General features: G+C 61.7%; 13 protein-coding genes and 1 pseudogene. 11 read left to right on the forward strand and 3 right to left on the reverse strand.

Annotated elements, in window-relative coordinates; genetic code table 11:
- Positions 1-456 precede the first annotated feature (456 nt).
- Positions 457-1,506 (reverse strand): HD domain-containing phosphohydrolase, encoded by a 1,050-nt coding sequence (locus ABIB57_RS09435; RefSeq protein ID WP_354040256.1) that lies wholly within the window; start codon positions 1,504-1,506, stop codon positions 457-459.
- Between the two features lie 311 nt (positions 1,507-1,817).
- Here ABIB57_RS09435 and ABIB57_RS09440 point away from each other — a divergent pair, with 311 nt between their 5' ends.
- A complete protein-coding gene (locus ABIB57_RS09440; protein ID WP_354040258.1) occupies positions 1,818-1,946 on the forward strand; it encodes a hypothetical protein in 129 nt (42 codons plus the stop codon).
- Entirely contained in the window at positions 1,915-2,451 is a 537-nt protein-coding gene (locus ABIB57_RS09445) for a sugar phosphate isomerase family (protein ID WP_354040259.1), read from the forward strand. Before ABIB57_RS09440 ends, ABIB57_RS09445 begins: the two co-directional genes overlap by 32 nt.
- 36 nt (positions 2,452-2,487) lie before the next feature.
- Here ABIB57_RS09445 and ABIB57_RS09450 read toward each other — a convergent pair.
- Positions 2,488-2,781, reverse strand: a pseudogene (locus ABIB57_RS09450) (sugar phosphate isomerase family); the annotation flags it as partial.
- Positions 2,782-2,833: 52 nt separating this feature from the next.
- Complete coding sequence (locus ABIB57_RS09455; protein ID WP_354040260.1) at positions 2,834-3,355, reverse strand: NUDIX hydrolase; 522 nt, start codon at positions 3,353-3,355, stop codon at positions 2,834-2,836.
- A gap of 317 nt (positions 3,356-3,672) precedes the next feature.
- Here ABIB57_RS09455 and ugpB point away from each other — a divergent pair, with 317 nt between their 5' ends.
- The 9 genes from ugpB to ABIB57_RS09495 all read left to right on the forward strand — a co-directional run bounded on the left by ugpB (position 3,673) and on the right by ABIB57_RS09495 (position 11,669).
- Complete coding sequence (gene ugpB, locus ABIB57_RS09460) at positions 3,673-5,001, forward strand: sn-glycerol-3-phosphate ABC transporter substrate-binding protein UgpB (protein WP_354040261.1); 1,329 nt, start codon at positions 3,673-3,675, stop codon at positions 4,999-5,001.
- A gap of 72 nt (positions 5,002-5,073) precedes the next feature.
- Positions 5,074-5,958 (forward strand): sn-glycerol-3-phosphate ABC transporter permease UgpA, encoded by an 885-nt coding sequence (ugpA, locus tag ABIB57_RS09465; RefSeq protein ID WP_354040262.1) that lies wholly within the window; start codon positions 5,074-5,076, stop codon positions 5,956-5,958.
- 9 nt (positions 5,959-5,967) lie between these two features.
- Positions 5,968-6,816: a sn-glycerol-3-phosphate ABC transporter permease UgpE gene (gene ugpE / locus ABIB57_RS09470; protein WP_299727866.1), complete on the forward strand. Its 849-nt coding sequence runs from the start codon at positions 5,968-5,970 to the stop codon at positions 6,814-6,816.
- Between the two features lies 1 nt (position 6,817).
- A complete protein-coding gene (gene ugpC, locus ABIB57_RS09475; RefSeq protein WP_354040265.1) occupies positions 6,818-7,864 on the forward strand; it encodes a sn-glycerol-3-phosphate ABC transporter ATP-binding protein UgpC in 1,047 nt (348 codons plus the stop codon).
- 23 nt (positions 7,865-7,887) lie between these two features.
- Positions 7,888-8,061: a glycerophosphodiester phosphodiesterase family protein gene (locus ABIB57_RS26830; RefSeq protein WP_502914363.1), complete on the forward strand. Its 174-nt coding sequence runs from the start codon at positions 7,888-7,890 to the stop codon at positions 8,059-8,061.
- Positions 8,028-8,636, forward strand: a complete 609-nt coding sequence (locus tag ABIB57_RS09480) for a glycerophosphodiester phosphodiesterase family protein (RefSeq protein WP_502914364.1) — start codon at positions 8,028-8,030, stop codon at positions 8,634-8,636. Before ABIB57_RS26830 ends, ABIB57_RS09480 begins: the two co-directional genes overlap by 34 nt.
- A gap of 8 nt (positions 8,637-8,644) precedes the next feature.
- Positions 8,645-9,430, forward strand: a complete 786-nt coding sequence (locus tag ABIB57_RS09485) for a DeoR/GlpR family DNA-binding transcription regulator (RefSeq protein WP_354040267.1) — start codon at positions 8,645-8,647, stop codon at positions 9,428-9,430.
- A complete protein-coding gene (locus tag ABIB57_RS09490; RefSeq protein ID WP_354040269.1) occupies positions 9,427-10,248 on the forward strand; it encodes an HAD-IIB family hydrolase in 822 nt (273 codons plus the stop codon). Before ABIB57_RS09485 ends, ABIB57_RS09490 begins: the two co-directional genes overlap by 4 nt.
- 77 nt (positions 10,249-10,325) lie before the next feature.
- Entirely contained in the window at positions 10,326-11,669 is a 1,344-nt protein-coding gene (locus ABIB57_RS09495) for an extracellular solute-binding protein (RefSeq protein WP_354040271.1), read from the forward strand.
- Positions 11,670-11,705: the final 36 nt, after the last annotated feature.

The following is an 11,705-nucleotide window of genomic DNA, read 5'->3' on the forward strand; positions in this document are numbered from 1 at the left end:
TTTGCCTTCGATCTGCATCACGGAGTTTCTTCTGTGTGCGCCCTATTCCCATCGAGCGCATGACTTAAGGTATACGAAGGTGCTTAATTGAGCGTTACTGGGCGTGCAAAGTTACACTTGCGGTGACATGATGGCGACGAAGCAATATTTATCGACTTGCCATGAATCATTCCCGGATTCCTGCGGCTGCGAATGAATCCGTTGGCGGAGAGGGCGAGTCATCGATTCAGATCGGCGAGTCGGTCCAATCAAATCGGTATCGATATACTAAAATTAGACTTGTGCTCTTTGCCGGTATTCGGAAGTTTGGCAAATATAGACTTGTGACGGCAGCATCCGTGCCGCAAATTTGCCACAAATCGAGGACGTGAGCGCACCAGGCAACAAATCGTAAATCTCTTGCGCGACCGTAGGTTAGCGATAGGCAGCGGGGAAGTGGAGTGGCGTGCGCCCGGACTAGAAGCCGATGGCGGCGCGCGGTGGCTCGCCCTGCATGATCACCTGGATGTCGCTCCACTTGTCGCGGAAGGCGGCGACGCAGGTCGGATCGAAATGGGTGCCGCTGCAGGCGATGATTTCGGCATAGGCCTTTTCGATGGGCCAGGCCTGCTTGTAGGGGCGCTTCGAGCAGAGTGCGTCGAACACGTCAGCAATGGCGACGACGCGGGCCTCGATCGGAATATCGGTGCCTGAGAGCTTGTCGGGATAGCCGGCGCCGTCCCAGCGTTCGTGGTGGCTCTGGGCGATCAGCTCGGCGGTCTTGATCAGGTCGGACGAGCCGTTTTCCAGAATGCGGGCGCCGATGGTGACATGCTCGCGCATGATGGCCATTTCCTCGGGCGTCAGCTTGCCGGGCTTGCTGAGAATGGCATCGGCGATGGCGATCTTGCCGATATCGTGCAGCGGGGCGGCCAGATAGATGGTGCGGCAGCGCTGCGGGCTGAGGCCAATACCGGCGGCGATCAACTGGCTGATCAGGGCGACGCGCGAGACATGCTCGCCGGTGTCGCCGTCGCGATATTCGATGGCACGGGCCAGCCGCCAGATGACTTCTTCCTCGCGCTCCAGCAAATGCTTGGTGGCCTGATCCACTTCGCGCGACAGCCAGGTGGCGCGATCGGCCAGCTCGACCTGGGCTTGGCGCAGCGCCAAAAGGTTGACGACGCGGGCCTGCAATTCGGTGGGGTCGAAGGGCTTGTTGACGAAGTCGGTCGCTCCGGCGCGAAACGCTTCGAGCTTGGTGTGCTTGTCGATGTCGGAGGTGACCATGATGATCGGGACCAGCCGATAGGCATCGCGCGCGCGCAGCGCCGCGGTCAGCTCGATGCCGTCCATGCCGGGCATGATGTGATCGACCAGGATCAGATCGTATTGGCAGGCCTTGGTCATGGCGATGGCGTCGAGCGGCAGCAGGCAGGTATCGATCAGCGCGGTGGTGGCCTGCTTGACGATCGAGCCGATCATCGCAAGGCTCGAGCGGCTGTCGTCGACTATGAGCACCCGCATTTTCGCCCCTGGAATTCCCCACCCGAAACATAAGGGCAAGCTCTTATTCGATGCTTAATTTTTGCGGGTCCGGAACGCCCTGTCAGCCGAAGATAAAACACGGTTTCCAAGGCGTTTAAACGACGGTGGGGGCTCAGAAATCGCGGGTGCACGACGATGCGTCCAGACCTGGCTCTTGCGCCATCTTCCCACCGCGGCGATGATCGCACCATGAAAATGGTCCATCACAGAGATGCCGCCGATATGGGGCAGGCCGCGGCCCAGCAAGGCGCCGAGGCGATCAATAGTGCGATCGCAAGCAGGGCCGCGCTGTGGTCATTCTTGCTACCGGCACGAGCCAGTTCGCGACGCTGGAAAGCCTGATCCAGGCCGATATCGACTGGGCTAAGGTCACGGCGTTTCACCTTGATGAATATGTCGGTCTGCCCGGCCACGCATAAAGCGAGCTTTCGCGGCTATTTGCGCCAACGGGTGGTGGAGCGGCTGCCGGCACTGGCGGAATTCGTCATGGTGGGGGGCGATGCCGAGGACCTGAGGGGGGAAATTGGGCGGCTCAACGATCGGCTCGGGCGCGACACGGTCGATGTGTGTTTTGCGGGCGTCGGGGAGAATTGCCATCTGGCTTTCAACGATCCGCCAGCCGATTTCACCATCGAGGATCCCTATATCGTGGTCGCGCTGGATGAGGCCTGCCGGCGTCAGCAACTGGGCGAAGGCTGGTTCGAGAACTTCGACGCCGTGCCGCAGCGGGCGGTGTCGATGGGCATTCGCCAGACCATGAAATCGCGCAAGATCATCCTGTCGGTGCCCGATGTCCGCAAGGCCGAAGCCGTGCGACACGCGGCGCAAGGGCCGGTCAGCCCGGAGTTTCCGGCCTCGATCCTGCAGCAACATGCCGATGCGACGCTACATCTCGACTTGGCATCGGCCAGCTTGCTCGGATGAGTTCCTGGAGCAGCGCCGGCCTGTTTGATCTGCAGGTCAACGGTTATGCGGGCAGGATATCGCTGACCAGATCGACTTCCATCGGATCGAATTCCAGCACCGAGCCATCGCGGTCGATGGCACTCGCGCGCCGATGATGGCGATGTCGAACTTGAAGCGCTGGCGGTTAGAGTCGGCCAGGGTCAGCACCGGGGAGTCCTTGTTGCGCACGTAGCCGCCATAGACATAGACGGTTGCGTCGGTTTTGAGCGCGTAGGAATAAGCGACTTCAAGATTAGGCGTGGCGATCAGCACGCCGGGATGACGCACGAGGATTTCGTGCAAAGCGTGGAATGTGGTGCCAAGGCTTCATGGGGCGGAACGAGCAGACGCTGCTTTAGGACTATTCGTCGCTGCGATCGCTGCCGAAGGTGGAGGTCCTGGAGCGCCCCCCTTTCGGCCGCCAGACGCGGCGCAGAACGAGGGCATCGTTCTTGACCATCAGCAGCGACAGCATGGCGGCCAGACTCGGCACGAACACTACGGCGGCGGCGGCGTCCAGCGCAAACCATTGCCGGTCGCGCTGATGCTGCTCGGGCCAGTCATCCAATTGGTGGCTGACCCGTAAAGCAAAGACCGAAACCACGCAGGGCGAGGTCGAGCCGTCTGGCTCGATGCGGCGGTAGGCAAACTTGGCCAGCCGCGACTTGCTGATCCTGCCCTCGATGCCGGCCTCCTCGAACGCCTCCTGGCGCGCCGCTTGGGCGTTGCTCTTGCCATCCATCGGCCAGCCTTTGGGCAGCAGCCAGTGACGGCTGATGCGCGAGGTGACGAGCAGGATTTCCAGCTCGCCGTTCGCGTTCAATCGCCATGGCAGCGCGGCCACTTGCTTGAGGCGTTTCGAATACGGCGCCAGTTCAGTCACACAGAGTCGCTTTGGATGGTTGAGTCCTTCGGACAGGCGACGGGATGGCCCCCCCAACCCCTCATCACAGCACAATGTTCATGTGAGCCGTAGGGTCGCAATGTCCAAGCGATATTTGTCCTATTGAAACGTCGCTGCGAAAAAGGCTGTGCAAACGCCCCCTGCTCCCGTTTATCTGGAGTTTATTGCCCGGGGACACACGGCACCCAGCACCTTCAAAATGTTCATTTGAACATTTCTGGGTTGCAAAGCGACATGCCGCTACGACTTGTCGCAATCAGGGGCGGGAGGTCCGGCAAGCATAAGTGGGAGAGAGCATGTTGAAGAAGGCTTTGGTCATGTCCGCGGGTCTCGTCGCCATGTTGGCGGCCTCCCCGACGGTACAGGCGGCGACGCAAATTCAATGGTGGCACGCCATGGGTGGCGAAAACGGCGCCAAGCTCGAAGAGATCGCCAAGGGGTTCAACCAATCGCAGTCCGACTACGAGATCGACCCGGTGTTCAAGGGCACCTATGACGAGGCGATGAACGGCGCAATTGCGGCCTTCAGCGCCAATGAACAACCTGCCATCATCCAGATTTACGAGGTAGGCACCGGCACCATGATGGCCGCCAAGGGCGCGGTCTATCCGGTCTACCAATTGATGAAGGACCAGGGCGAGCCGTGGGATCAATCCAAGTTCCTGCCCGCCGTCGTGGGCTATTATTCCGATACCGACGGCAATGTGCTGTCACTGCCGTTCAACTCGTCGACCCCGATCCTCTATTACAACAAGGACGTGTGCGAAAAAGCCGGCCTCGATCCCGAGACGCCGCCCAAGACCTGGGCGGACATGGAAAAGTTCTCCCAGCAGATCGTCGATAGCGGTGCCGCCACCTGCGGTTTCACCACGGCGTGGATTTCCTGGATCCACACCGAGAACCTCAACGCCCTGCACAACATGGCCTATTCGACCGAGGCCAACGGCTTTGGCGGTCTGGGCGCCGAGTTCGTGTTCAACAACCCGCTGACCGTGCGGCATTGGGGCAATCGCAAGAAGTGGCAGGATTCAGGGCTGTTCAAGTTCGGCGGCCCGGCCGGCGGCGACAACACACCCCCGCTGTTCTATTCGCAGGAATGCGCGATGTTCATGAACTCCTCGGCCGGCCGCGCCGCGGTGATCAACAACGCCAAGGATTTCAAGGTCGGTTTTGCGCCGCTGCCCTATTATGACGACGTGATCCAGGAGCCGCTGAACTCGATCATCGGTGGGGCCACGCTGTGGACGTTGCAGGGCCGTCCGGCCGAGGAATATGCCGGCGTCGCCAAGTTCTTCACCTATCTGCAAAAGCCCGAAGTGCAGGCCGACTGGCATCAGTTCAGCGGCTACCTGCCGATCACCGAAGCCGCCTATGAGCTGGGCAAGAGCCAGGGCTATTACGAGGCCAATCCCGGTTCGGACATTGCCATCAAGCAGCTAACCCGGGTCGAACCCACGGAGAACAGCAAAGGCATTCGCTTCGGAAATTACGTGCAGGTGCGCGGCCTCATCGATGATGAGTTCGCCGCTCTTCTGGGCGGGCAGAAGACCGCGCAAGAAGCGCTCGATGACCTCGTCAAGCGCGGCAACGAGCAGTTGCGCGATTTCCAGAGCGCCAACGAGTAGGCCCCATACCTCCCGGGCCGGTGTGCGAGCGCCGGCCCCTTCGAGGGCAGAACTGATCCGACGCGAGGGGCCATGCAAGGCAAGCGCACCGTTTTTCCCAACAAGGTCCTGCCCTATCTGCTGCTGTTGCCGCAGCTGGCCGTGACCATTGTCTTCTTCCTCTGGCCGGCAGCCCAGGCGTTCTGGTCATCGTTTCTGCGCGAGGATGCGTTCGGGTTCAAGACCACCTTCGTGTGGTTCGCCAACTATACCAAGCTGTTCGCCGATCCGGTTTATCTCAACTCGTTCCGCACCACGGTGATCTTCTCGCTGGCGGTATCGCTGCTGTCGCTGGGCATTGCCCTGCTGTTGGCGGTGGCGGCGACGCGGATGCTGCGCTCGTCGCGCATCTATTCGACATTGATCGTGTGGCCTTATGCGGTGGCGCCGGCCATTGCGGGCATTCTGTGGTGGTTCCCGTTCAATCCCTCGATCGGCATCATCTCCTATGTGCTGCGGCGCTTCGGTATCGACTGGAACCACCTGGTCGATCCGAACGACGCCATGATCCTCGTGGTGATCGCCGCGACCTGGAAGCAGATTTCCTACAATTTCCTGTTCTTCATGGCGGGGCTGCAATCCATTCCCCATTCGCTGGAAGAAGCCGCCGCCATCGACGGAGCCGGGCCGACCAAAAGGTTCTGGACCATCATCTTCCCGCTGCTGTCTCCCACGGCATTCTACCTGATGGTGATCAACGTGGTTTACGCCATGTTCGACACCTTCGGCGTCATTCACGCCACCACCGAAGGCGGGCCGGCACGGGCCACCGAAATCCTGGTCTACAAGGTCTATTTCGACGGCTTTGTCGGGCTCAACCTGGGTTCGTCCGCCGCGCAGTCAGTCATTCTCATGGTCATCGTTATCGGCCTTACCGTCGTCCAGTTCCGCTGGGTCGAGCGGCGCGTACAGTATTGAGGGCGCATCATGGTTGAAAACCGTCCACTGCTGAATTTCCTGTCGCACCTGCTGCTGATCCTGGGCGTCGCCGTGGTGGTGTTCCCGGTCTATGTGGCGTTCATCGCCTCGACCCACGGGCCCAACGATTTCCTGTCCGGGGTGGTGCCATTGTGGCCGGGGCCGCATCTGCTGGAAAACTATTCGCAGATGCTGACCACGGGGCTTTCCAGTTCGGGAGCGCCGCCGTTGCTGCCGATGATGTGGAATTCGCTGATCATGGCGGTGGGTGTCGCGGTGGGCAAGATTTCCATCTCGATCCTGTCGGCCTTCGCCATCGTCTATTTCCGCTTTCCGTTCCGCACGCTGGCCTTCTGGATGATTTTCATCACCCTGATGCTGCCGGTGGAGGTGCGCATCGTGCCCACATTCCAGGTGGTGGCAAGCCTGGGGATGCTCAACAATTACGGCGGGCTGATCGTGCCGCTGATCGCTTCGGCGACGGCGACATTCCTGTTCCGCCAGTTCTTCCTGACGGTGCCCGACGAGTTGATGGAAGCCGCCCGCGTCGACGGAGCGGGGCCGCTGAAGTTCTTCTGGGATATCCTGTTGCCGCTGTCGCGCACCAATATCGCGGCGCTGTTCATCATCCTCTTCGTCTTGGGATGGAACCAGTATCTGTGGCCGCTGCTGATCACCACCGATCCCCACCTTTATACCGTGGTCATGGGCATCAAGCGGATGGCGGCGGTGGCCGATGCCGAACCGCGCTGGAATATCGTCATGGCGGCAGTGATGCTGGCGGCGCTGCCGCCGGTGCTGGTGATTGTCGCCATGCAGCGCCTCTTCGTCAAAGGTCTCACGGAAACGGAGAAATAGGATGGCAACGATCGAGCTGATCGACCTCAAGAAGAATTATGGAGCCATTCCGGCCGTCAAGGGCGTGGACCTCAGTGTTGCCGATGGCGAGTTCATCGTTCTGGTCGGCCCATCCGGCTGCGGCAAGTCGACCTTGCTGCGCATGGTGGCGGGGCTGGAAAGCGTGACCTCGGGGCGCATCGAGATCGGTGGCCGCGATGTGGTCAAGGCCGAGCCCGCCGAGCGCGACATCGCCATGGTGTTCCAGAACTACGCGCTCTATCCGCACATGACGGTGCGCAAGAACCTCGAATATGGCCTGCGCAATCGGCGCGTGAAGAACGAGGAAATCACCCGACGCGTGCAGGAGGCTGCGGCGATGCTGGAGATCGGGCCGATGCTCGATCGCAAGCCGCGCGAACTCTCGGGTGGGCAGCGTCAGCGCGTCGCCATGGGGCGCGCTTTGGTGCGCGAACCGGCGGCGTTCCTGTTCGACGAACCGCTGTCCAATCTGGATGCCAAGCTGCGGGTGCAGATGCGGGTGGAAATCCGGCGACTGCAGCGCCGGCTCAAGACCACCAGTCTTTATGTGACGCATGACCAGCTCGAGGCGATGACGCTGGCGGATCGGCTGGTGGTTATGAATGGCGGATTGGTCGAGCAGGTTGGCACGCCGGTCGAGGTCTATGAACGGCCGGCCACGGTGTTCGTGGCGGGTTTCATCGGCTCGCCGCCAATGAACCTGGTCGATCTCGACTATTTGCGCGCGCAGTCGGTCGGGACCGACCTGGCATTGCCGAACGAGACCGACCTCGTGGGTATTCGCCCTGACGATATGGTGCTGATCGGGCCAGCCGAGCCGTCCATCGCCCTCAAAGCGACTGTGGAATTGCTGGAGCCGGTCGGCGGCGAAAGCCATCTGCATATCCGGCTGGCTGGCTCTAACCAGTTGGCCATCGTGCGGGTGCCGGGCCGGCCCAGCTTTGTCGAGGGCTCCGAGATTTCCGTCTTCGCCCGCATAAGCGAGCTGCATCCCTATAACCGCGCCAGCGGAAACCGAACCGACTGAGCGAGCAAGGATATTTAGCGTCAATGACCGATCTCTCTTCTGCCACCAAGCGCACTGTCGACGAGGTGCAGGCGCATCGCGGAGCCTCTGCCGTGGCGCCGGAAAACACCCTGGCGGCATTCCGCGCGGCTCGCGAGCAGGGGCGCGGTGGGTTGAACTCGACGTGGCGCTGCTGGGCGACGGCACGCTGGTGGTGATCCACGATCCGAGCCTGGATCGGACCACATCGGCATCGGGGTCGCTGGCCGGAATAGGCGCGGCGGACCTTCACACGATCGACGCAGGATCGTGGTTCGATCCCCTATTCGGTGGCGAGAAGCTGCTGACCTTTGAGCAGGCGCTGGTGGCGCTGGGCGAATTGGGGCTGAACGTCAATGTCGAGATCAAGCAGCACGCCCATCACAAATCGCTGGCGCAACTCACCGAAGCGGTGCACGCAGATTTGCAGCGGCGCAACGGGCAGACGCAGGTGATGATTTCCAGCTTCGATGCCCAGGCGCTGAAGGCGATGAAACAGCTCGATCCGAGCTATGACGTCGCCATGCTGTGGGGCGAGCTGCCGGCTGACTGGGAAACCGTGCTAGACGCCATTCCGGCCAGCGCCATTCATTTGCACTATCGTCATCTGAGCTTCGCCCTGCTCGATGCGACGCGGAAGCGCGACGTGCTGGTGCGGGTCTGGACCTGCAACGCGCCCGAGCAACTGGCGCCGTTCTGGGCCGAAGGGCTGGCTGGCGTCATTACCGACAATCCAAAGTTATTCCTGAGCTGAGGTTCGCCATGGCCGTCCCCCAACTGTCGGTTCGGCAGCGGCACATCATGGCGCTGATCGAGGCCGATGGTGCCCAACAGATCGAGGATCTGGCGCAGCGGTTTGGGCTGACGACCCAGACCATTCGCCGTGACATCAATGTCCTCTGCGATCTCGGCCAGGCGCGGCGGTTTCACGGCGGCGTCGATCTGCCGGTGATGTCGCGCAATATTTCGGTCAATGCGCGCTCGCAGCTCAACAGCAGCGCCAAGCGGCGCATCGCGCTCTATATCGCGTCGCAGATCACTGATGGCTCGACGGTGTTCCTCGGGATCGGCAGCACGGTGCAGTTTGTTGCCGCCGCCCTGCGCGAGCGCAGCGGGCTGACGGTGGTCACCAACAATATCGATGTGGCGCGCACGCTGGGCGAGGCACCCGATGTGGAACTGCACCTCACAGGCGGCATCTGGCGGGCCAATGACCAGGACGTCGTGGGGCCCGATGCCGTCAAGTTCTTTGGCAAGTTCTATGCGAGCTTTGCGGTGATCGGCGCCGGTGGCCTCAGCGCCGAACATGGCGTGCTCGATTTCAGTTATGGCGAGGCACAGATCGCCAATGCGATCATCGAGAATTCGCGGGTGCGGTTCCTCGCCGCCGACTTCAGCAAATGGGGCCGCGATGCCAGCATAAGGGTGGCGCCGTTCGACCAGTTCACCCATCTGGTGACCGATAGGAGGCCCGATGACGAGGCGACCCAAGCGGCTTTGAAACAGAGCGGCGTCAAGGTTGTGGTGTGCGATGAGGCGGGGGCATGAGCTTTCTCGGCGCCGCACCCTCGCTGGCTGAGCTGGCCGGGGTGCGCTACCTGTGCACCGATATCGACGATACCCTGACCACCGGCGGCAAGCTGTTGCCGCAGACCTATCAGGCGCTCTGGGACCTGGCCGGGGTGGGTATTGCCGTCGTGCCAGTGACCGGCGGTTCGGCCGGTTGGTGCGAGCATATCGTGCGGACCTGGCCGGTGGCCGCCGCGATCGCCGAGAGCGGCGCGGTAGCGATGACGCAGGACAATGGCCGCGTCGCTTTCGAGTTCTGGGAGAGCGAGGCCGTTCAGCGCCAGCGGCAGGCCGAGCAATTGGCGTTCGTTGCCGAGACGTTGGCGCGTCATGACGGGTTCGGGCTGGCGCACGACCAGGCATTCAGGATTGCCGACGTGGCGGTGGACATTGCTGGCCACGAGCCCGGGGCGATCAATGCGCTGGCGGCGGAAATCCGGGCCAGCGGCGCCACCGCCGCGATCAGCTCCATCCATATCAACAGCTGGATCGGCCGCTATGACAAGCGCGCCATGAGCGAGCGGGTGCTCTTGGCTTTGTCGGGACTTTCGCTGGCCGAGGCGGGTGGCGCGGTGTGCTTTGTGGGGGATTCGCGCAACGATGCCTCTATGTTCAGCGCCATCGGCAACACGTTTGGGGTGCGCAATATCGTGCCCTATCTGGACGAGCTTCCGGTCGCGCCGCGCTGGGTTTCAGCGATATCGCCAGTATTCTGGTCCGCGCCAATAGCTAAGGGGGCGGACCGCGGCGCGTCGCGCAACCGTCGTATAAGGGTCACATCACCGTCACGGCCATGAAGCGCGACTGTCAAACTGGCCGAATAGGACTGCCGCCGCTGGCAAGAGCGCTCGGCACCCCATTCGGAGAGACCCCAATGACACGCAATTGGCTGCTCAATGCAGCATTTTCGGTGGGCGCGCTTGCGCTCGCCACTGCGCCCGCCCTCGCGGCTCCCACCAAGTTCGAGTTCTGGTATGGCCTGTCGGGCGATCTGTCCGAGCGCATCCAGGACATGTGCAAGGATTTCAATGCGTCCCAGGCCGATTACGAAATCGTCTGCGTCAGCCAGGACAATTACGAGTCCAACCTGCAGAACACCATCGCGGCATTCCGCGCCGACAAGCAGCCCACGATCACCCAGATCAGCGATGGCGGCGTGGTCGACCTGATGCTGTCGGGCGCCTATATCCCGGTGCGCCAGCTGATGGAAGAAAACGGCTACGACATCAAGTGGGACGACTATTTCTCCGGTATCGCCAGCTATTTCTCGACCTCGAAGGGCGAGCTGCTGGCTATGCCTTTCAACAGCTCGACCGCAATGTTCTACTACAATACCGACGCCCTCAAGGCTGTCGGTTTTGACGGCGCGCCGCAGACCTGGCAGCAGGTCGAAAAGATCGCCCGGGACCTCAAGGCCGCCGGCTACGAGTGCCCCGTGGCGTTCGATCCGACCGGCCAGTGGCAGTGGTGGGAACAGTTTTCGGCCGTGCACAACCAGCCGATCGCCTCGGAAGGCAATGGTTACGGCGGGCTCGATGCTGTGGTCGAATTCAACCAGGGCAAGTTCGTCGATCAGCTTACCTGGATCAAGAAGATGTACGACGAGGGTCTGTTCGTCGTCAAAAGCAAGGCCACCGGCGAGACCGCCAATGACGCCTTCGTCAATGCCAAGTGCCAGATGACTTCGTCCTCGATCGCCGATCATGGCACCTTCGGCAAGCAGGCAATTGCCGGCATGCACTGGGACGTCGCCATGCTGCCGCTGCAGGAAGGCAGCGAGCGCACCAATTCGCTGGTGGGCGGCGCGGCGCTCTGGACCCTCAAGGGCAAATCGCCTGAAGAATATAAGGGCGCTGCCGCGTTCTACGCCTTCATCGCAACGCCCAAGCAGGCCGAATGGTGGTCGACCGTGACCGGCTATATTCCGGTCACCAATACCGGCTACCAGGCCATGGTCGCCAAGGGCTTTTACAATGCTGCCCCCTATAAGGGCCGCGAACTGGCGATCAAGAGCCTGACCTTCACTCCGCCGACCGAATATACCCGCGGCGTGCGCCTGGGCAATTTCGGCGCCGTGCGCGTCGAAATCCAGAACGCCATGCAGGACGTGCTGTTCAATAACGTTCCCGTCCAGCAGGCCCTCGATACTGCCGCCGAACGCTCCAACGCCGTGCTGCGCAAGTTCGAGCAGACCTACAAGGGCGTTGCGCTACCCTGATCTCTACGGCTCCGGCATGGGCGGCTTCGGCCGCCC

The organism is Devosia sp. UYZn731 (genome assembly GCF_040546795.1).
Taxonomy (GTDB): Bacteria; Pseudomonadota; Alphaproteobacteria; order Rhizobiales; family Devosiaceae; genus Devosia.